This is a genomic window from Pseudomonas fluorescens, from assembly GCF_002022275.1.
Classification (GTDB): domain Bacteria; phylum Pseudomonadota; class Gammaproteobacteria; order Pseudomonadales; family Pseudomonadaceae; genus Aquipseudomonas; species Aquipseudomonas fluorescens_AJ.
The window spans coordinates 86,127-104,863 of sequence record NZ_MSDF01000027.1; the positions used below are offsets into that span (position 1 = coordinate 86,127).

The following is an 18,737-nucleotide window of genomic DNA, read 5'->3' on the forward strand; positions in this document are numbered from 1 at the left end:
GCGAGTCCATCAGGTCACGGGGTTACAGCATTCAGCGAAGGAAGGTCAGGACTTCGCCGAGCAACAACTCTGGGGCTTCTTCAGCGATGTAATGGCCGGCCGGCAGGGCCTTGCCACGTACGTCGGTGGCGACTTTCTGCCACTCCTTGAGCGGCTCGAAACAGCGGCCGACAGTGCCTTCGGCGCCCCACATCACCAACAACGGCAGGTTGAGGTAGTTGCCTGCGTCGATATCTTTCTGGTCATGCTCAAGGTCGATACCGGCGGCAGCACGGTAATCCTCGCAAATGCCGGTGGCGGTGCCTGGCAGTGACAGGCAGCGCAGGTATTCGGCGAAGGCCTCGTCGGTGAAGGGTTTGAGCCCGGCACTGCGGCTGCCCATCACACTGCGCAGGTACAGCTCGGGTTTGCTTTCGATCAGCGCTTCGGGCAATGGCGCCGGACGGATCAGGAAGAACCAGTGCCAGTAGGCGCGGGCGAAAGCTTCGTCGGTCTGGGCGTACATCGACAGGGTAGGCGCGACGTCCAGCAGGACCATACGTTGCACGGCTTGCGGGTGGTCCAGCGCCAGGCGATGGGCCACGCGGGCACCACGGTCGTGGGCGAGCACCGAGAAGGTGTCGAAGCCCAGGGCGTGCATCAGCTCGACGCCGTCGCGGGCCATTTCGCGTTTTGAATAGCTTGTATGGTTTTCATTGGCCGGTGGCTTGCTGCTGTCGCCGTAGCCGCGCAGGTCGGCGGCGACCACGGTGAAATGCTCGGCCAGCTGTTCGGCGATTTTGTGCCAGATGACATGGGTTTGCGGGTGCCCGTGCAGCAGGAGCAGACCGGGACCTGTACCGCCTTTGCGGTAGCTGATGTCCACGCCATTGACGTGGCACCTGTCTTTTTGGAAACCGGCGAACATGGGATGACTCCTCTTTATTAGTGCTTGCATCCTGGAATCACACGGCGTTCGGGGCAAGGGGGAAAGCGTGGAGGGGTTGTTCATGAAGTGTGTAGGAGCGCGGTCTCACCAATCAATGAGCATTTCTGTGGGAGCTGGCTTGTGTGGGAGCTGGCTTGCCTGCGATAGCGGTGCAACTGACACACCGCGGTGCCTGCATCGCAGGCAGCCAGCTCCCACAAGGGACCTCAGCCTTGTTGGAACATCTCCATGGCACGCTGACGAATCTGCTCTTCGGTCAAATCCTCCTTGTGCGTGGCCAAAAACCACACATGGCCGAACGGATCCTTCAACGTGCCGGTACGGTCGCCATAGAACTGGTCCTTCGGTTCGGATATCGGCGTGCCGCCGGCGGCGATCGCTTGCGTGTATTGGGCATCAACATCGTTCACATACAAATGAATGCCCACGCTGGTGTGGCCGTCACGCGGGCTGCCGAACGGGCTTTCGTCGCACGGCGAACCGAGCATGATCGGCGAGTCGCCAATACGCAGTTCGGCGTGGCCGACCTTGCCGTCGGGCATGTCCAGGCGCATGACTTGGGTGGCGTTGAAGGCTTTTTTGTAGAACTCGATGGCTTCGGCAGCTTTGTCGACGCCCAGGTAAGGCGTGAGGCTGTGAAAACCTTCTGGAATGGGTTTGACGCTCATGGCGTTCTCCTTGTTTGAGGTGATGGAGGCACGGCCTTTTCACTATAGGCCGCGTTCCGTCCGGGCTGCGGGCAGCCGACGAGGTGTTCGCCAGGCAACAGTGAACCGGCAGATTGCTGCGCAACAAGCGGGTTTGGATCCATTTTTATCGCCAAACCGCCGGTTTCAGGCCCCGGCACAGAAGCTGCAATGCCCCTGGCAAACCATTCGCCCGAGAGCGTTGTATGTCTGTACCTTCTGTATCTGCCGATTACCCGATTCACACGCCCCATGCCGATTTGATTCGCGACGAAGCCCAGGCGATTGCCGCTGCCCACCGTGTTGCAGCGGTTCTGCTGGAGCAGGATGCCGAGCGTGACCGCGCCCGCCATGTGCCCGCTGAGGTGGTGGACCTGTATTCCAACAGTGGCCTATGGGGCATCAGCGTGCCGCGCGAGTTTGGTGGGGCGCAGGTGTCTTACGCGGTGCTGGCCCAAGTGATTGCGATTATCTCGGCGGCCGATCCCTCCCTGGGGCAGATCCCGCAGAACCACTATTGCCTGCTGGAAGATATCCGCCTGCAAGGCACGCCGGAGCAACAGGCGCATTTCTTCGGCCTGGCGTTGCAGGGTCATCGATTTGCCAATGCGCTGTCGGAAACCGGCGGGAAGAATGTGCAGGACATCCAGGCGACCATCCGCCGCGAAGGCGACGGCTATGTGATCAACGGCCGCAAGGGCTATTGCACCGGTTCGCTGTACGCCCACTGGCTGGCCGTGCTGGCGCTGGATGAGCAGCAAAATGCGCAGTTGGCCTTCGTGAAGCGTGGCACCCAAGGATTGGTGGTGGTGGATGACTGGGACAGCATGGGCCAGCGCACCACGTCCAGCGGCACGGTGCTGGCAGAGAACCTTCGGGTGCCAGCGTTCAACCTGTTTCCTACGCACAAATCCTACGATTCGCCGACCCTGGCCGGCCCTTTCGCACAGCTGACCACCGCCGCCATCGACGCCGGTATCGCCCGCGCCGCGCTGCGTGACACCGTGCAATTCGTGCAGCAATTTGCGCGGCCGTGGATTGATGCCGGAGTTGAAAAAGCCAGCGAAGACCCGCTGACCATTATTCAAGTCGGTGCTCTGGACATTCGTCTGGAAGCCGCCGAGGCCTTGCTCGAGCGTGCCGGTTTGGCGCTGGATGCCGCGCGCCCGGCGCCGAATGAAGACACCGTCGCCCACGCTTCGCTGGCCGTGGCCCGGGCCAAGGTGCTGACCACCGAAATCGCCATCGACGCCAGCAACAAGCTCTTCGAACTCGGCGGCACTCGCTCGACCCTCAAGAAACACAACTTAGACCGCCACTGGCGCAACGCCCGGGTGCACACCCTGCACGACCCGGTGCGCTGGAAATACCACGTGGTGGGCAACTGGTTGCTCAATGGCACCAAGCCGCCACGTCACGATTGGTCTTAAGCCATGGCCGAGTGGTTTAAACATATCTACTGGGCCGACATCGGCCAAGCGTGCCTTGAAACCCTGAGCATGCTCGCCGCTGCCCTGGGTTTTACCGTACTGCTGGGATTACCGCTGGGCGTGCTGTTGTTTCTCACAGGCAAGCGTCAGTTGCACGAGGCGTTGGTGGTGTATCGGCTGCTCTCGGTGGTGGTCAACGTGCTGCGGTCGCTGCCGTTCATCATCTTGCTGATTGTGTTGATCCCGCTGACCACCTTGCTGGTGGGCACTTCCCTGGGCGTACCGGGCACCATCCCGCCGTTGGTGGTGGGGTGCACGCCGTTTTTTGCGCGGCTGGTGGAAACCGCGCTGCGCGAAGTCGACCGCGGCGTGGTGGAGGCCACCCAATCCATGGGCGCCAGTACCTGGCAGGTAATTCGTCACACGCTGTTGCCGGAGGCCCGCGGTGGGCTGTTGGCGGCGGTGACCGTCACCGCGATTGTGTTGGTGGATTACACCGCCATGGCCGGGGTGATTGGTGGCGGTGGCCTCGGTGACCTGGCGATTCGTTATGGCTACCAGCGGTTCCAGACCGACGTGATGGTGGTCACCGTTCTGCTGTTGCTGGTGCTGGTGCAGGCCCTGCAGATGACCGGTGACCGTTTGGTGGCGCGTTATAGCCGCCGTTAATTCTTATAAAGCTACTCTCGGAGCATTCATGAAAAAGTCCCTGGCCGTTTTGGCCGCTGTCCTGTCGTTCAACGCGTTTGCCAACGAAACATTGGTAGTCGGCGCCACGCCCGTGCCCCATGCGGAAATCCTCGAGTTTGTGAAGCCAGTACTGGCCAAGGAGGGTGTGGACCTGCAGATCAAGGTTTTCACTGACTTCATCCAGCCCAACCAACAGCTGGCGTTGAAAAACATCGACGCCAACTATTACCAGTACCGCCCGTTCCTTGACGACTACAACAAGACCCGCCACACCGACCTGGTGCCGGTGGTGGGCGTGCATATCGAACCCTTCGGGGCGTATTCGACGCGTATCAAGAACCTCTCGGAACTGAAGGATGGCGCTACCGTGTCGATCCCCAACGACCCGGTCAACACCGGCCGCGCGCTGGTGCTGCTGGATGAAGCGGGGCTGATCAAACTCAAGGACCCGAGCAATACCCTCAGCACGCCACGGGAAATCGTCGAAAACCCCAAGCACCTGAAAATCCGTGAGCTGGAAGGCGCTTTGCTGGCTCGCTCGGTAAGCCAGGTGGATTTGGCCTTCGTGTTTGCCAACTACGCGCTGGAAGCGGGGATTGACACCAACAGCGCGTTGATCGTGGAGAAGGGCAAATCGCTGTATGTGGAGTACCTGGTAGCGCGGCCGGATAACATCAACGACCCGCGCATTCAGAAGCTGGCCAAGGCGTTGAATTCCGATGAAGTGCGCCAGTTCATTCTGACGCGCTACAAGGGCCAGATTGCGCCTGGTTTCTGAATTCAACAAACATCAACTGTGGGAGCTGGCTTGCCTGCGATAGCATCACCTCGGTGTTGTAGAAAGACCGAGTTGTCTGCATCGCAGGCAAGCCTGCTCCCACATGAACAGCATTGTCAGTTCAGGATTGTGTGGTGGGCTCCAGAAGCTGAGCCCCGGGCCCATGCTCACCCAATTGATCATCCTGATTACGCAACGGGCACGCCTCCAGCGACAAACACCCACACCCGATACAGCCACTGAGCTTGTCGCGCAGCAGCATCAGCTTGCTGATGCGCTCATCCAGGTCTTCGCGCCACAGCGCCGATAAACGCTCCCAATCTGCAGTCGTCGGTGTGCGCCCATCGGGCAATGTCTGCAACGCTTGCCCAATCGTCGCCAGCGGAATCCCCAAACGCTGCGCGATCTTGATCACCACCACCCGGCGCAACACATCCCGTGGATAGCGGCGCTGGTTGCCGGCGTTACGGTTGCTTTTGATCAACCCTTTGGATTCGTAGAAATGCAGCGCGGTGACCGCGACGCCACTGCGCGCAGCCAGTTGGCCGACGGTGAGTTCCTTGTTGAGCATAAACACTCCAAACAGCGCTTGACCTTGACTTAACTAGAGGTTTTACCCTGCGTGGCATCGAATCGCAAGATTTTGCCTACAAAGAGAGGGGAGTGTTCATGCAGGTATCAGAGAAGAATCGCAGCTTCACTCAATTGATCGAATTCCAGATTGAGCCCCAGCAGCAAGTCGCCCTGGTGGCGGCCCTGTCCATCCAAAGCGAGCGCCTGGCACAGGGCCATGGCGGTTTTCTGAGTGCCAGCGTGCAGGTCAGCGATGACGGGCGGCGCGTGCTCAATTACCTGCAATGGCAATCGCGTGAGGATGGCGAGGCGGCATTCCAGCGCTTTGAGAGAGGCGAGGATGATTTCTGGACGCTGATTCGCGCCCATCAGGCTACGGCCGTGAGCTTCGGTTCGTTTCAGGTGCTGCGCAGTTTTGAGCGCAGCCATGACGATGCGCTGCACTGTCGCCTAAATGGATAGATGCAGCATGCGTTCGCCCTGCACGTTTTCCCCTGGGCGGCGCTTGTTCACCGCCAGCTCGCCGATCTTGATCAGGCGCGTACGCGTGACGTTGCGGCTCAAGCCCAGCAGGTTGGCGGTGTGCACCTGGTTGTAATGGCTGAAGCGGTAGGCGGCGCGCAATAACGCGTCCTCGACTTTTTCATGCAGGGCGCCGGCCTGTTCCTCGAACAGCTTTTGAAACGCCCGCGCCAGCAGGGCTTCGGCGCTGTTGTCGGTACCGTGCTGGCTGTCGTCCTGACGCTCGATGCGCATGTTCGACAGGCGCAAATCATCGCGCTCGATCACGCCGTTACGGCAGATCAGCAGGGTGTGGTGGATCACGTTTTCCAGCTCGCGGATATTGCCCGGCCAGCTGTAGCTCTTGAGTTTGTGCTCGGCGTCGCGGCTGATGGTGATCGAGCCGTAACCGAGGCGCTGGCTGTAGGCTTCGATAAAGTGGCGGGTCAGCGGCAGGATATCGCCCGGCCGGTCGCGCAGCGGGCTGAGCTCCAAACTGACCACGTCGAGGCGGTAGTAGAGGTCTTCGCGAAAATGCCCGGCGTTGATGGCTTTTTCCAGCTGCACATTGGTCGCGGCGAGTACCCGCACATCAATCGGAATGCTTTTGCGCGAGCCGAGGCGTACTACTTCGCGTTCCTGCAGGACGCGCAGCAGTTTGACCTGAATGGCCATCGGCAGATCGCCGATTTCGTCGAGGAACAAGGTGCCACCGTCGGCCTCCTCGAACCAGCCAGCCTTGGCGCTGAGGGCGCCGGTGAAGGCGCCTTTTTCATGGCCAAACAGTTCGGCTTCCACCAGCGATTCAGAGAACGCGCCGCAGTTCACCGCCACGAACGGCCGGTTGCGCCGTGCGCTGAGGTTGTGGATATGCCGCGCCACCAGCTCTTTGCCGGTACCGGTTTCGCCGATGATCAGCACGCTGGCTTCGCTGGGTGCGACTTGCTGGATGTGGTCGAGCAGCGCTTGGGATTTGGGGTCTTCGAAGACCTGGGCCGTGGCGCGAATCGAAGTCGCAAGGGCGGGCGAGGGCGGTAGGGTCAAAAGCTGCATGGGCACCTCTCTCAGGAGTAGAACGTAGGAATGGGCAGGGATTGGTTCAACGCCCAGTCCCCCAGTTCGTGGAGCTTGTAGTCCACCGGGTCGTGCAGGGTTTGTGTGCGCAGGTTGCGCCAGTGGCGGTCCAGGCGCAGCGAGGCGTGGGTGGAGCGCGCGCCGGTGACTTCAAACAGGCGGCTGCACAGGTCCAGGCCCTGCCGGGTGGCGGCAACCTTGGCGGTCGCGATGGCAATGGCCAGTTGGCCGCGTTCGTGTTCGGTCAGCTTGGGGCCTTTGGCCCACGCCTGATCGAGTAATTCCGCGGCGTGTTCAACCAGTAAGCGCACGCCTTCGAGCGCGACCCAGAATTCGCCGTAGTGGTGCAGCACGTACGGGTCTTGGCGCACGTCCCCAGTCGTGGACTTATGCCACGCACGGGTTTCGGTGAGGGTGTAATTGCGCGCTTCTTCAAAGGCGCCTTCGGCAATCCCGAGGAACATATGCGTGAACGTCAGCTGGGCGATCAGCGGGCGCAAGCAAGCGAAAGGCGTGCTCAGCGGGCCGGGGTCGAGCAGCAATTCCGACTCTTCGACGCGCACCCGCTCGAAGCTGGCGCTGCCGCTGTCGGTCTGGCGCTGGCCGATATTGTTCCAGTCGTTATGTAACGTGATACCGCTGCGCCCGCTCGGGATGGCGGCGATCAGCAGCTTGCCGCCGGCGCTTTCATCCACGGCCGAGGCGATCAGCATTTCCGAGTCGCTGGCACCGGAGCAGAAGCTTTTTTTGCCGGAGAACTCACGCCAGCCGCCGAAATCCTTGACCACCGTGCGCGTGTCCAGCGGGTTGAGGGCGTTGCCCCAGAACCAGTTTTTGCGCGCGGTTTGTTCAAACCAGGGCTGCCATTGGTCCGGTCGCGAAAACAGACGCACGGTGGCGAGCATCAAGTGGTGGAAGCCGAAGACGTGGGCGATGGAGCTGTCGACCTTGGCGAACTCGCGCACGATGCTCAGGGTTTCACTCCAGTGCGCGCCGAGGCCGCCGTATTGCGTGGGAATGCTCAGGGCCAGCAGGCCGCTGCGGCGCAAGGCGTCACGTTCGGTTTTTGGCGTGCCACCGCGCTCATCGCGTTCAACGGCGGTGAGGGCGAATTCGGCGGCCAGCAGTTTGGCGGTCTGCAGGGGGGAGGGCAGGACGCTGTGGGGTTTGGCTGTCACACGGGGTTCCTCAATAAGGTCAAACGCCGAGCGCTATCTATCTGGCGATGCGGTTCAAATGTGGGAGCTGGCTTGCCTGCGATAGCATCACCTCGGGGTAACTGATACCCCTCAGCGCCTGCATCGCGGGCAAGCCCGGCTCCCACAGAAAAGCAATGTCCGCACCCAGCAGATCGCATCACTTTCAGGCCTTTGTTTTAGGCAACACATCATTGGCAATCATTTCGCCAAACGGCCCCGTGAGGTTGGTGACGCCGCGCCCGGCGAGGCTTGCGTAGGGTTCCGGCAGCAACGGGAACACCAGCTCGGCAAACCGATAGGCCTCTTCCAGGTGCGGGTAGCCGGAGAAAATGAAGCTCTCGATGCCAAGGTCCGCGTATTCCTTGATGCGTTCGGCCACTTGCTGCGGGTTGCCCACCAGCGCAGTACCGGCGCCACCACGCACCAGGCCGACACCGGCCCACAGGTTGGGGGCAATTTCCAGGTTGTCACGGCGCCCGTCATGCAAGGCAGCCATACGGCGCTGACCTTCGGAATCAAAGCGCGAGAAGGATTTTTGCGCAGCGGCGATGGTTTCGTCGCTGATGTGCTCAATCAGTTTGTCGGCGGCTTTCCAGGCCTCCTCTTCGGTTTCGCGCACAATCACATGCAAGCGAATGCCGAATTTCACCGTGCGGCCGTGGCGTGCGGCGCGCTCACGCACGTCTGCGAGTTTTTCCGCGACAGCAGCAGGCGGCTCGCCCCAGGTCAGGTACACATCGACTTGTTCAGCGGCGAGGTCGTGGGCGGCGTCCGAGGAACCACCGAAATACAGCGGTGGATAAGGCTTCTGCACCGGTGGGTAAAGTGCCTTGGCGTTTTGTACGCGCAGGTGTTTGCCTTCGAAATTTACCGATTCGCCCTGCAGCACGCGACGCCAGATTTGCAGGAATTCGTCGGAAACTTCATAGCGTTCACTGTGATCGAGGAAGCTGCCGTCGCCACGGTTTTCGTCGGGGTCGCCGCCGGTTACCACGTTGATCAGCAGGCGGCCGTTGGAAAGGCGATCCAGGGTCGCCGCCATGCGTGCGGAAACCGTGGGCGAAATAATGCCGGGGCGAATCGCTACCAGATAGCGCAGGCGCTCGGTCAGCGGCACCAGTGCCGAAGCGATCACCCAGGAGTCTTCGCACGAGCGTCCGGTAGGAATCAACACGCCGTGGTAACCCAGGCTGTCAGCCGCTTGGGCAACTTGCTTCAGGTAATTGAGCGTGACCGGCCGTGCACCCTGAGTGGTGCCCAGGTAATGACCGTCGCCGTGGGTGGGCAGAAACCAGAAAACATCCATGACAAATCCTTACGCGATTTTCAGCAGAGAAGGGGAGTGCGCGGCAAACAAGGGCGCCGCGCGTTCTGCGGCCAGTTGAATTCGGGCTTTTAATAAGTCGCTGGTGATTTGGTAATCGGTGAAGTCGGCTTCGGTGGCGTACACGCCGATTGGCAAGGTCAGTGCCTGGAAGAAGCTGAACAGCGGGCGCAACTGGTGATCGAGGACCAGCGCGTGACGTTCGCTGCCGCCAGTCGCCGCGAGCAGGATCGGCGTGTTGACCAGCGCGTTGAGGCCGATCAGATCAAACAGATGCTTGAGCAGGCCCGGGTATGAGCCGCGATAGACCGGTGCGGCAACAACCAGTAAATCGGCCTGTTCGATGGCCAACAGTTGGGATTCGACCTCGGCGGGCAATTCATCACGGGACAGCGCGCCGCCCAGGGGCCGGGCAATGTCGCCCAGTTCAATCAGGGTGGTCTCGATCGGCAGCAGGGTGGCCAGTTCGGCCAGCACGGCTTGAGTCAGCACCAGGGTACGGGACGGGCGCCAGGTTCCGCCGGAGAGGGCAACGACATTCAGGGGACGGGTCATGAACAGTTCCTTATTCAACAGTGGTTCATAGCAAGTGAAGTAACCCGACTTGAGCAAGAGCTGTACCAACGGCTGAAAGCCTTGGTGGACAAGGCCTGCGGGCCATCTGCTGAAAAATTAAGCTGTTGGGTACCTGGTGTTTTGTTGAATGGCTGTTGCCCTGGCAACAGTTGCGTGGCGAACAGTGTTGATTCGGTGTGCAGCCATTTATAGAAGGTTACTTTTATTCCGTAAACGAACGTATTTCCATATTTATAGGTCTTTTAGGAATATGAGGGGTGGCTATCGAAGGTGCCTGAACGGTTGATAGCGACTATCACGGACGATGATTTTTCGATGTGAAGGGGCGGGAGTAGCCTGTGTTCATTGACTTGAAACCTCCTTCGCAGGGCCACCGCCATGAACCGTTTTCTCGCTGTTTCGCTGTTGATTGTCAGCTCCGTCCTCGCCGGGTGTGCGACTCATCCCTCTCCAGAGTTGCGCCCTTACACGGCCGAAGAAACCAAACAGCTGGCGCTGGAAGCGTTGAGCCGTCGTGGGTTGTCGTTCGATGAGTATCAACAGCAACGTGCTGCACTGATTGGCCAGCCACAGAAGCCCTTCGGTTTTGATCGCCAGGGCGAAATGAACGCCGAACGCAGCGTGGTCCTGCATGGCCGTCCCAGTTGAGCTGGCGCCGAATGGCAAAAAGCCCGAGATTTCCACAAGGAATCTCGGGCTTTTTGTTTGCCATGGCGCCACTTCAGCCTGTTAAGCTGAAATTCAGGAGCGTTCCTACGCACATTTACATAAAGTGGCCCTTCTTTAATGGCATTCGACTGGTTAAACCTGACAACCTCTGTCCCGGTCGATGCCCCTGAGACGCCTTTCTCGGGAACACGCTCTGCGAGTCTTTAACGTTATGAATAAACGTCCGTTGTATTTCGATTACGCCGCCACCACGCCAGTGGATGAGCGGGTCATCCAGGTGATGGTCGAGTGTTTGGGCTTCAATGCCAATTTCGGTAACCCGGCGTCCAGTTCCCATGCGTTCGGCCAAGCGGCTCGGCAAACGGTTGAGCAGGCGCGTGCTCAAGTGGCTGCACTCGTCGGTGCGAGCCCCGAGCAGATCGTCTGGACTTCCGGCGCTACCGAGTCCAACAACCTTGCGATTAAGGGCGTCGCCCAGGCGCGTGGTGTGGCGGGCGGGCATATCATCACCAGCCAGATCGAGCACAAGGCCACGCTGGATACCGCGCGGCAGTTGCAGGAAACCGGAGTGGCGGTGACCTATCTGGTGCCGGATGCCGAAGGCTTGATCAGCGCCGAGGCGGTCAGTGAAGCCTTGCGTGAAGACACTTTTCTGGTGTCGTTGATGCTGGTGAATAACGAACTGGGCACCCTGAACGACATCCCCGCCATTGGCGCGCGGGTGCGCGAGCATGGCGCGTTGCTGCATGTGGACGCTGCGCAAGGCGCGGGCAAGGTGGCGATCAATCTGGCTGAGTGGCCAGTGGATTTGATGTCGTTTTCCGCGCACAAGCTGTACGGGCCCAAAGGTATCGGTGCGCTGTACGTCGGCCCACGGGCGCAGCAGAAAGTGTTGGCGCAGATTCACGGCGGCGGTCATGAAGGCGGCCTGCGCTCCGGCACGCTGGCGACTCATCAGATCGCGGGCATGGGCACCGCATTTGCGCTGGCGGCAGAATCCTTTGTTGAAGAGAAGGCGAAGATTGCGAGTTTGCGTCAGCGCCTGCTGGATCAACTGATGTCGGTTGCGGGTGTGCGTCTGAATGGCAGCCTTACGCAGCGTATTCCCCATACCCTGAGCCTGACGTTTGGCGAGGGCGAATTCAATTCCGCCGCGCTGAGCGCCGGTATCGCATTTTCAGCGACCTCTGCCTGCAACTCGGCAAGCAATGCGCCGTCCCACGTGCTTCTGGCCTTGGGCCATGATGCTCGCAGCGCCGGTCGCACCATTCGCCTGAGCCTGGGCCGGTTTACCACCGAGCAGGATATCGACGAGGCCGTGCGCCTGATCAAGGCGGCATCTGCCAGCGCTCCGGCGTTCTGGGCGGTCTGATTTTTCATTTGCAGCACATAACAATTATTAGTGGTTAGCAGGAGACACAATGAGTACGCAGCCTTTGACCCATGGAACGGTTCCCCAGCGCCTGGCGCATACCCGCGAACTGATGAGCCGCGAGGGCATTCATGCCCTGCTGGTGCCGTCGGCCGACCCGCATTTGTCCGAGTACTTGCCGGGTTACTGGCAGGGGCGGCAATGGTTGTCGGGGTTTCACGGGTCGGTGGGTACGCTGATTGTCACTGCGGATTTCGCTGGTGTGTGGGCCGACAGCCGTTACTGGGAACAGGCGACCAAGGAACTCAAAGGCAGCGGTATCGAACTGGTGAAATTGCAGCCTGGCCAACCCGGCCCGCTGGAATGGCTGGCCGAGCAAACGCCGCAAGGCGCTGTGGTGGCAGTGGATGGCGCGGTGATGGCTGTGGCTTCGGCGCGTACCCTCGGCGCCAAGCTGGAAGAACGCGGCGCACGTCTGCGTACCGATATCGACCTGCTCAATGAAGTCTGGCAAGACCGCCCGACGCTACCGAACCAGCCGATCTATCAACACTTGCCGCCACAGGCGACTGTCAGCCGTGGCGACAAACTCGCCGCACTGCGCGCCAGCCTGAAAGAGAAGGGCGCCGACTGGCATTTCATCGCCACCCTGGATGACATCGCCTGGTTGTTTAACCTGCGCGGCGGTGACGTGTCGTTCAACCCGGTGTTTGTGTCCTTCGCGCTGATCAATCAACAGCAGGCCACTTTGTTTGTGGCACTGAGCAAGGTCCATGCAGAGCTGGCTGCTGTGCTGGAACAAGACGGCGTGACCTTGCGCGATTACAGCGAAGTGGCGGATGCGCTGCGTGCCGTGCCGTCGGGCGCCAGCGTGCAAATCGATCCGGCTCGCGTCACGGCGGGCCTGCTGGAAAACCTCGATGCGGGCGTCAAGCTGATCGAAGGGCTGAACCCGACCACGTTGGCCAAATCGCGCAAAAGCCTGGCGGACGCCGAGCATATTCGCAAAGCCATGGAGCAGGATGGCGCGGCCTTGTGCGAGTTCTTCGCCTGGCTGGACAGCGCTCTGGGCCGCGAACGCATTACCGAGCTGACCATCGACGAGCATTTGACCGCAGCGCGTACCCGCCGCCCTGATTATGTGTCGCTGAGTTTCAACACGATCGCGGCGTTTAATGCCAACGGTGCGATGCCGCATTACCACGCCACCGAAGAAGAGCACGCGCTGATCGAAGGCGATGGCTTGCTGCTGATCGACTCGGGTGGCCAGTACCTGGGTGGTACCACGGATATCACGCGGATGGTGCCGATTGGTACGCCGAGTGAGGAGCAAAAACGCGACTGCACACGCGTGCTCAAGGGTGTGATTGCCTTGTCCCGCGCGCACTTCCCCAAAGGCATTCTGTCGCCGCTGCTGGATTCGATTGCCCGCGCGCCGATCTGGGCTGAAGGCGTGGACTACGGCCACGGGACCGGTCACGGTGTAGGTTATTTCCTGAATGTGCATGAAGGCCCGCAGGTGATTGCCTACCAGGCGGCCGCTGCACCGCAGACGGCAATGCAGCCGGGGATGATTACCTCGATCGAGCCGGGGACCTATCGCCCGGGGCGTTGGGGGGTGCGTATCGAGAACCTGGTGCTGAACCGTGAAGCGGGCAAGACCGAGTTTGGTGAGTTCCTCAAGTTCGAAACCCTGACCTTGTGCCCAATCGACACCCGTTGCCTGGAGGTCTCGTTGCTGACGACGGACGAGCGCGAGTGGTTCAACGCTTATCACGCGGAGGTGCGCGAGCGCCTGAGCCCGCTGCTCGATGGCGCCGCGCTGGAATGGCTGCAGGTGCGCACGGCGGCTATCTGATCGGCTGCAGTTCGGGGGCCTGGGCCAGGGCGTCGGCCATATAGTCGACGAACGCTTTGACCCGGGCCGACTGGCGGCGGTTGGGCGCTGACACCGCGTGGATGGGCAGGGACAGTGGCGTGTAATCCTGCAACAGCGCGACCACGCGGCCGGCTTTCAAGTCTTCAGCGAACAACCATAGGGGCGACAGCGCAATGCCGAGCCCCGTCAATACCATCTCGCGCACCGCCTCGGAGTTGTTGCTCTGAGCGTTGCCGGTGATGCGTACCGTGTGGCGTTTGCCCTCCTTGTCGTAAATCCACTGGTTCTGGCTGCTCAGCAGATTAAAGAGCAGGCAATTGTGTTGCGCGAGGTCTTGCGGAGTGTGCGGGGCGGGGTGCGCGGCAAGGTAAGCCGGGCTGGCCAGAGTGATGCGATGAGTGATCCCGATTTGCCGGGCGATCAGGCCGCTGTCGCGCAACTCTCCAATGCGCAGGGTCACGTCCAGGCCTTCGCTGACCATGTCCTGCAATTGATCATTGAGTTGCAGGTCTACCTGGACCTCGGGGAATTGCTGAAGGAACCCGCTCAGCCGCGGGGCGATATGCAGGCGCCCGAAACTTACCGAAGAACCAATACGCAGGGGGCCGGCGATGGTCTCTTTGCCGGTTTGGAAGCTGTGCTCCGCCGTATCCACGGCCGCGAGGATTTCTCTGCAATGCTGGTAGTACCGCTGACCTTCGTCCGTCAGAGATAGGTGGCGCGTGCTGCGCGCAATCAGTTTGCCGCCCAGTTCGGTTTCCAGGGCGCGCAGCACTTTGCTGATGGTCGGTTGGGTTGTCTGCATTTCTCGGGCGACGGCGGAAAAACTGCCGCGTTCGATCACTCGAACGAAAACCGCCATTGCATTGAGTTTGTCCATGGTTTACCCGATTCATGCCATATGCGCATGGGCACTATAGCGTTTTAGCGTCTTATCGGCATGAGTGTGCAAGCGGATGATTGGCTTCATCTTCAACGAACCGAGATCGCCGACATGACCTATATGAATGCTCTGATGGTGGACACCGTGGGCGCTCCCTTTCGCTTGGCCAAGATTGCCAAGCCGACTGCCGGCGCCGGCCAGGTGCTGGTGAAAGTTCGCGCCAGCGGCCTTAACCCACTGGACGGGAAAATTCGTGCCGGCCAGGCGGCGCATGCCAATCAGCCGTTGCCAGCAGTCATTGGTATGGACCTGGCGGGGACTATCGAAGCGGTTGGCCCTATGGCGGGTGAGTGGAAAGTGGGCGACGAGGTGTACGCACTCGGCACTGGCATCGGGGGTGTACAGGGATCGCTGGCCGAATACGCAGTGGTCGACGCGCGGTTGCTGGCGAGCAAGCCTGCCACGTTGAGCATGCGCGAAGCTGCCGTGTTGCCATTGGTGCTGATCACTGCGTGGGAGGGGTTGGTGGATCGTGCGCATGTAGGCCCTGGGCACACAGTCTTGATTCAAGGTGGCGCAGGCGGTGTAGGGCATATCGCGGTGCAGTTGGCCCTCGCCTTTGGCGCGAAGGTCTATGCCACCGGTTCCGCCAAACATCGGGCGGCCATTGAGCGCTTGGGGGCGACCTTTATCGACTACGGGCAACACGCAGTCGAAGACTATGTGACATTGCACACCGCAGGCGAAGGTTTCGACATTGTGTACGACACCGTGGGTGGTCAGACGCTGGACGCGTCCTTTCGGGCTGCAAAGACTTATAGCGGCCACGTGGTGAGCTGCCTGGGCTGGGGGCAACATAGCCTGGCACCGCTGTCGTTTCGAGGGGCGACTTATTCAGGCGTGTTCACACTGTTGCCGTTGTTGACAGGCAAGGGCCGTGAACACCACGGGCAGATCCTCGCCGACGCGGCTGCGTTGATTGATGCGGGCAAGCTCAAGCCGATCATGAACCCGCATCAATTTGATTTACAGACAGCAAACGCCGCATACGATTTGCTCGCTGGCGGCGCTCAAGGACGCTTGGTGATCGACATCTAACTGAGGGCTTCGCGCACAAACTCCAGACGGTCCTGACCGAAGAACAGCTGGTTTCCTACAAACATGCTGGGCGCACCGAACACGCCGCGTTGAATGGCCTGTTCGGTTTTGTCTTTGAGGGCGGTTTTTACCGCTTCATCGTTGGCCAGGGCCAAGACGTACTCTGGGTCAAAGCCTTGTTCGGCGAGCACGCTGGCGACGATGGCCAGATCGCCCAAGTGACGGCCTTCTACCCAAAGGGCATGAAACAGGCAGTCGATAAATGCCTGGAAACGCTCGGGCTGATGCATCTGGATGCCCGTGACGGCGCGCATCAGCACCAGTGTATTGATGGGGAAGTGGGGGTTGAACTTGAGCACCACGTTGTAGCGTTCGGCGTAGCGCGCGAGGTCGTCAAACAGGTAGCGGCCCTTGGCCGGAACGGTGATTGGCGAGGCATTGCCGGTGGCTTTGAACACGCCACCCAACAGCATGGGTTGATACACAAGCTGTGTGCCGGTTTCTGCGCACAGGGTCGGCAGTTGGGTGTACGCCAGATAGGTTGCCGGGCTGCCGAGGTCGAAGAAGAATTCCAGGGTTTTACTCATGGTCGATGCTCGCTGCTTATTGTTAGGGAGGGGCTTACCAGGGTTCATTCCAGGGGCGCAGGTCCAGTTCGAAAGTCCAGGCGTCGCGTGGCTGGCTGTGCAGGTACCAATAGTTGTCGGCGATGTGGTCCGGGTTGAGAATGCCGTCCTGGTCCTTCTGGGCATATTTTTGCGGGAAATTGTCGCGAATGAAGTCGGTATCGATGGCGCCGTCGACCACCACATGGGCGACGTGGATATTTCTGGGGCCCAATTCCCGCGCCATGCTTTGCGCAAGCGCACGGATGCCATGCTTGGCACCGGCGAACGCGGCAAACCCGGCGCCACCGCGCAAGCCAGCAGTGGCGCCGGTGAACAAGATGGTGCCACGGTTGCGAGTGACCATGCGCTTGGCCACTTCGCGAGCATTCAGGAAACCCGAGAAGCAGGCCATCTCCCAGATCTTGAAGTACTTGCGTGCGGTTTCTTCGAGGATGCTGCATGGCACGTTGGCGCCAATGTTGAAGACAAATGCTTCGATGGGCCCCAGTTCGGTCTCAATCTGCTCGATCAACGCGATGACGTCTTCTTCTTTACGCGCATCGCAAGCAAACCCATGGGCTTCGCCACCTGCCGACTGGATGTTGTCTACCAGAGGCTGCAATTTGTCGGCGCTGCGACGGGTAACGCAGGCAACGTAACCCTCGCGGGCAAAACGTTTGGCAATGGCGCCGCCGGTTGCATCACCGGCACCCACTACCAATACGATTTTCTTGTTGTGTGTCATGGGAACTCCGTTGGCTCAAGGGTCGAGCAGGAGTCTAGACGCAGCGTCACGAAGGAGAGAGTGGTGTCAGGAATTTAATGAGCAGTCGCAGGTGACTGCTCGGGGCGTCATTTACAGATGACGATCATGCTGCGGCTGGTGTAGCCGGCAGGGTTGAGGCCGAAGGGGTAATCCCCTGGCTCCTCGGAGTTGTCACCGGATTTTGCGATGACCCGGTAGCCCTTGGCGCCACATGAGTTGGCCGCACTGGTGTAGCACTGGTCCCAGGAGGAGGACAGGCCGGAACAGTTGATATGCAGCCCTTTTTTGCCCCGTTTAACTTCTGTCTTGGTGGTCGCGGCACAGCCAGCAATGGCTACGACCATTAACAGTATCAAAATTCGTTTCATTCCTATCCTTAATAGCCGCTTCGCAAAAAGGCCCGAAGCAGGCTTCACTCGCTCTCGATTGTAGCGTTCAGCTGTCCTTGTCGAAATTCTCCATGAATGGCATTCGTTCGCGGCCTAAACATGGCCTAAATGAGCGGCAAATACCAGAGCTACCTTAAAGATGATCAATCGGCGGGCACCAGCGGTTTGGATTCGTTGCGCATTGTAAGTGTGGCGCCCACGGAGGCCAGGATGATGCAGGTGATGGCCAACCATTGTGCGAGTGACAAATGCTCCTGCAGGAAAAACAGGCCGGATAGGGCTCCGAATGCGGGCTCGATACTCATCAAGGTCCCAAACGTGCGTGCGGGCAGGCGCGTGAGTGCGACCATTTCGAGGGTGTAGGGCAGGGCAGTGGAGAGTATGGCTACTCCAATGGCGATCGGAATAAGCGCAGGCGTCAACAGTGCGGCGCCTGCGTGGACGATACCGATGGGCGCTACGAACAACGCGGCGATCATCACGCCGAGGGCAGCAGTTTGCACGCCATTGTCGTTGCCGGCTTTCTGGCCAAACAGAATATAGAGCGCCCAGCAGACACCTGCGCCCAGTGCATAGGCCGCCCCGGTCAAGTCGATGCCGCTGCTGGCTTCCCCCATAGGGATGAGTAACAGCAGGCCGGCGATCGCCAGTGCAATCCACAGGAAGTCCACCGCACGGCGCGAAGCGTAGAGGGCGACGGCGAGTGGGCCTGTAAATTCGAGTGCGACTGCAATGCCCAATGGAACGGTGCGCAATGACATATAGAAGAGGAAGTTCATGCCGCCCAATGCCATGCCGTAAATGACCACCGTGCGCAGGGACTTGGCCGTCAGCTTGGCGCGCCATGGGCGTAATAGAAGCAGCATGATCACGCTGGCGAAAACCAGGCGCAGCGTTGTCGTGCCTTGGGCGCCGACGATGGGGAACATGCTTTTGGCCAGCGACGCGCCGGACTGGATGGACGCCATGGCGATCAACAGCAGGCCGACAGGAAACAATGCCTAAGCCAGGCTGCGGGGTGGGGTGGTCATTGGGGGTGTTCGTCCGAGGTCATGGTAAAGAAGCAGAGACGATATGATGCTCAAGTGTTTCGGTTTGAGCAATATATTGCTCATTTGTTTCGGCGTTGCTCTCTATATAGGCAGGAATTGGGGCATTTCAGTCTGTTTGATAGAAAATCCAAATTAAGGGTTGACGGCAGATTCTGGAAGTCTATAATTCGCCCCACTTCCGGCGCAGTCGAAACGGAAAACTCCTTGGTAAACAAAGAGTTACGCGAGATTCGACAGCGAGTTGCTTCAGTTCATCGAAGCC

The 18,737-nt window shown here is 60.0% G+C and carries 20 protein-coding genes; 8 read left to right on the forward strand and 12 right to left on the reverse strand.

Going from position 1 to position 18,737, the window contains the following annotated elements; all coding sequences use genetic code 11:
- Positions 1-31: 31 nt before the first annotated feature.
- Together BFW87_RS21315 and BFW87_RS21320 are read right to left on the reverse strand one after the other, a co-directional pair.
- Entirely contained in the window at positions 32-907 is an 876-nt protein-coding gene (locus BFW87_RS21315; RefSeq protein WP_078741691.1) for an alpha/beta fold hydrolase, read from the reverse strand.
- Positions 908-1,134: 227 nt separating this feature from the next.
- Positions 1,135-1,596, reverse strand: a complete 462-nt coding sequence (locus tag BFW87_RS21320) for a VOC family protein (protein ID WP_078741692.1) — start codon at positions 1,594-1,596, stop codon at positions 1,135-1,137.
- A gap of 224 nt (positions 1,597-1,820) precedes the next feature.
- Between BFW87_RS21320 and BFW87_RS21325 the strand changes: the two genes are divergently transcribed.
- From BFW87_RS21325 to BFW87_RS21335, 3 genes are read left to right on the forward strand one after another with little or no spacing between them, the layout of a single operon-like run.
- Entirely contained in the window at positions 1,821-3,044 is a 1,224-nt protein-coding gene (locus BFW87_RS21325) for an SfnB family sulfur acquisition oxidoreductase (RefSeq protein ID WP_078741693.1), read from the forward strand.
- Positions 3,045-3,047: 3 nt separating this feature from the next.
- A complete protein-coding gene (locus BFW87_RS21330) occupies positions 3,048-3,713 on the forward strand; it encodes a methionine ABC transporter permease (protein WP_078741694.1) in 666 nt (221 codons plus the stop codon).
- 28 nt (positions 3,714-3,741) lie between these two features.
- Complete coding sequence (locus BFW87_RS21335) at positions 3,742-4,512, forward strand: MetQ/NlpA family ABC transporter substrate-binding protein (RefSeq protein ID WP_078741695.1); 771 nt, start codon at positions 3,742-3,744, stop codon at positions 4,510-4,512.
- A 121-nt stretch (positions 4,513-4,633) separates the two neighbouring features.
- Here the strand turns inward: BFW87_RS21335 and soxR are convergent, their stop codons facing one another.
- On the reverse strand, positions 4,634-5,083 hold the full coding sequence (soxR, locus tag BFW87_RS21340; RefSeq protein ID WP_078741696.1) for a redox-sensitive transcriptional activator SoxR: 450 nt from the start codon (positions 5,081-5,083) through the stop codon (positions 4,634-4,636).
- A gap of 98 nt (positions 5,084-5,181) precedes the next feature.
- Between soxR and BFW87_RS21345 the strand changes: the two genes are divergently transcribed.
- Positions 5,182-5,547, forward strand: coding sequence for an antibiotic biosynthesis monooxygenase (locus BFW87_RS21345; RefSeq protein ID WP_078741708.1), 366 nt, complete (start codon positions 5,182-5,184; stop codon positions 5,545-5,547).
- Here the strand turns inward: BFW87_RS21345 and BFW87_RS21350 are convergent.
- The 4 genes from BFW87_RS21350 to msuE all read right to left on the reverse strand — a co-directional run bounded on the left by BFW87_RS21350 (position 5,536) and on the right by msuE (position 9,738).
- Positions 5,536-6,639, reverse strand: a complete 1,104-nt coding sequence (locus BFW87_RS21350) for a sigma-54 interaction domain-containing protein (RefSeq protein WP_078741697.1) — start codon at positions 6,637-6,639, stop codon at positions 5,536-5,538. The genes BFW87_RS21345 and BFW87_RS21350 overlap by 12 nt on opposite strands.
- Before the next feature lie 11 nt (positions 6,640-6,650).
- Positions 6,651-7,838 carry an acyl-CoA dehydrogenase family protein gene (locus tag BFW87_RS21355; RefSeq protein ID WP_078741698.1) on the reverse strand — a complete coding sequence of 396 codons (1,188 nt, stop codon included), beginning with the start codon at positions 7,836-7,838 and terminating at the stop codon, positions 6,651-6,653.
- Positions 7,839-8,022: 184 nt separating this feature from the next.
- Entirely contained in the window at positions 8,023-9,165 is a 1,143-nt protein-coding gene (gene ssuD / locus BFW87_RS21360) for an FMNH2-dependent alkanesulfonate monooxygenase (RefSeq protein WP_078741699.1), read from the reverse strand.
- A 9-nt stretch (positions 9,166-9,174) separates the two neighbouring features.
- Positions 9,175-9,738 carry an FMN reductase gene (gene msuE / locus BFW87_RS21365; protein WP_078741709.1) on the reverse strand — a complete coding sequence of 188 codons (564 nt, stop codon included), beginning with the start codon at positions 9,736-9,738 and terminating at the stop codon, positions 9,175-9,177.
- Positions 9,739-10,137: 399 nt separating this feature from the next.
- Between msuE and BFW87_RS21370 the strand changes: the two genes are divergently transcribed.
- From BFW87_RS21370 to BFW87_RS21380, 3 genes are all read left to right on the forward strand, one after another.
- On the forward strand, positions 10,138-10,407 hold the full coding sequence (locus BFW87_RS21370; RefSeq protein WP_078741700.1) for a hypothetical protein: 270 nt from the start codon (positions 10,138-10,140) through the stop codon (positions 10,405-10,407).
- 232 nt (positions 10,408-10,639) lie between these two features.
- Positions 10,640-11,800 carry a cysteine desulfurase family protein gene (locus BFW87_RS21375; protein ID WP_078741701.1) on the forward strand — a complete coding sequence of 387 codons (1,161 nt, stop codon included), beginning with the start codon at positions 10,640-10,642 and terminating at the stop codon, positions 11,798-11,800.
- Between the two features lie 49 nt (positions 11,801-11,849).
- On the forward strand, positions 11,850-13,658 hold the full coding sequence (locus BFW87_RS21380) for an aminopeptidase P family protein (protein ID WP_078741702.1): 1,809 nt from the start codon (positions 11,850-11,852) through the stop codon (positions 13,656-13,658).
- On the opposite strand, the gene BFW87_RS21385 is transcribed toward BFW87_RS21380, so the two are convergent.
- The gene (locus BFW87_RS21385; RefSeq protein WP_078741703.1) at positions 13,651-14,559 is read right to left on the reverse strand and encodes a LysR family transcriptional regulator; all 909 of its coding nucleotides are present in this window, start codon (positions 14,557-14,559) and stop codon (positions 13,651-13,653) included. The genes BFW87_RS21380 and BFW87_RS21385 overlap by 8 nt on opposite strands.
- A 123-nt stretch (positions 14,560-14,682) precedes the next feature.
- Between BFW87_RS21385 and BFW87_RS21390 the strand changes: the two genes are divergently transcribed.
- Entirely contained in the window at positions 14,683-15,660 is a 978-nt protein-coding gene (locus BFW87_RS21390; RefSeq protein WP_078741710.1) for a zinc-dependent alcohol dehydrogenase family protein, read from the forward strand.
- Here the strand turns inward: BFW87_RS21390 and BFW87_RS21395 are convergent.
- From BFW87_RS21395 to rhtA, 4 genes are all read right to left on the reverse strand, one after another.
- Positions 15,657-16,247 (reverse strand): 2-hydroxychromene-2-carboxylate isomerase, encoded by a 591-nt coding sequence (locus BFW87_RS21395; protein ID WP_078741704.1) that lies wholly within the window; start codon positions 16,245-16,247, stop codon positions 15,657-15,659. The two genes, BFW87_RS21390 and BFW87_RS21395, sit on opposite strands and share 4 nt — an antisense overlap.
- Before the next feature lie 34 nt (positions 16,248-16,281).
- Positions 16,282-17,013, reverse strand: coding sequence for an SDR family oxidoreductase (locus BFW87_RS21400; RefSeq protein WP_078741705.1), 732 nt, complete (start codon positions 17,011-17,013; stop codon positions 16,282-16,284).
- A 107-nt stretch (positions 17,014-17,120) separates the two neighbouring features.
- The gene (locus BFW87_RS21405) at positions 17,121-17,402 is read right to left on the reverse strand and encodes a hypothetical protein (RefSeq protein ID WP_016969010.1); all 282 of its coding nucleotides are present in this window, start codon (positions 17,400-17,402) and stop codon (positions 17,121-17,123) included.
- A 164-nt stretch (positions 17,403-17,566) separates the two neighbouring features.
- Complete coding sequence (rhtA, locus tag BFW87_RS21410; protein WP_254865922.1) at positions 17,567-18,421, reverse strand: threonine/homoserine exporter RhtA; 855 nt, start codon at positions 18,419-18,421, stop codon at positions 17,567-17,569.
- Positions 18,422-18,737 lie beyond the last annotated feature (316 nt).

Excerpts from the sequence above, each read along its gene's own strand:
- BFW87_RS21315 (WP_078741691.1), bottom strand. The coding sequence starts at position 907 with ATGTTCGCCGGTTTCCAAAAAGACAGGTGCCACGTCAATGGCGTGGAC.
- BFW87_RS21320 (WP_078741692.1), bottom strand. The coding sequence starts at position 1,596 with ATGAGCGTCAAACCCATTCCAGAAGGTTTTCACAGCCTCACGCCTTAC.
- BFW87_RS21325 (WP_078741693.1), top strand. The coding sequence starts at position 1,821 with ATGTCTGTACCTTCTGTATCTGCCGATTACCCGATTCACACGCCCCAT.
- BFW87_RS21330 (WP_078741694.1), top strand. The coding sequence starts at position 3,048 with ATGGCCGAGTGGTTTAAACATATCTACTGGGCCGACATCGGCCAAGCG.
- BFW87_RS21335 (WP_078741695.1), top strand. The coding sequence starts at position 3,742 with ATGAAAAAGTCCCTGGCCGTTTTGGCCGCTGTCCTGTCGTTCAACGCG.
- soxR (WP_078741696.1), bottom strand. The coding sequence starts at position 5,083 with ATGCTCAACAAGGAACTCACCGTCGGCCAACTGGCTGCGCGCAGTGGC.
- BFW87_RS21345 (WP_078741708.1), top strand. The coding sequence starts at position 5,182 with ATGCAGGTATCAGAGAAGAATCGCAGCTTCACTCAATTGATCGAATTC.
- BFW87_RS21350 (WP_078741697.1), bottom strand. The coding sequence starts at position 6,639 with ATGCAGCTTTTGACCCTACCGCCCTCGCCCGCCCTTGCGACTTCGATT.
- ssuD (WP_078741699.1), bottom strand. The coding sequence starts at position 9,165 with ATGGATGTTTTCTGGTTTCTGCCCACCCACGGCGACGGTCATTACCTG.
- msuE (WP_078741709.1), bottom strand. The coding sequence starts at position 9,738 with ATGACCCGTCCCCTGAATGTCGTTGCCCTCTCCGGCGGAACCTGGCGC.
- BFW87_RS21370 (WP_078741700.1), top strand. The coding sequence starts at position 10,138 with ATGAACCGTTTTCTCGCTGTTTCGCTGTTGATTGTCAGCTCCGTCCTC.
- BFW87_RS21375 (WP_078741701.1), top strand. The coding sequence starts at position 10,640 with ATGAATAAACGTCCGTTGTATTTCGATTACGCCGCCACCACGCCAGTG.
- BFW87_RS21380 (WP_078741702.1), top strand. The coding sequence starts at position 11,850 with ATGAGTACGCAGCCTTTGACCCATGGAACGGTTCCCCAGCGCCTGGCG.
- BFW87_RS21385 (WP_078741703.1), bottom strand. The coding sequence starts at position 14,559 with ATGGACAAACTCAATGCAATGGCGGTTTTCGTTCGAGTGATCGAACGC.
- BFW87_RS21390 (WP_078741710.1), top strand. The coding sequence starts at position 14,683 with ATGAATGCTCTGATGGTGGACACCGTGGGCGCTCCCTTTCGCTTGGCC.
- BFW87_RS21395 (WP_078741704.1), bottom strand. The coding sequence starts at position 16,247 with ATGAGTAAAACCCTGGAATTCTTCTTCGACCTCGGCAGCCCGGCAACC.
- BFW87_RS21400 (WP_078741705.1), bottom strand. The coding sequence starts at position 17,013 with ATGACACACAACAAGAAAATCGTATTGGTAGTGGGTGCCGGTGATGCA.
- BFW87_RS21405 (WP_016969010.1), bottom strand. The coding sequence starts at position 17,402 with ATGAAACGAATTTTGATACTGTTAATGGTCGTAGCCATTGCTGGCTGT.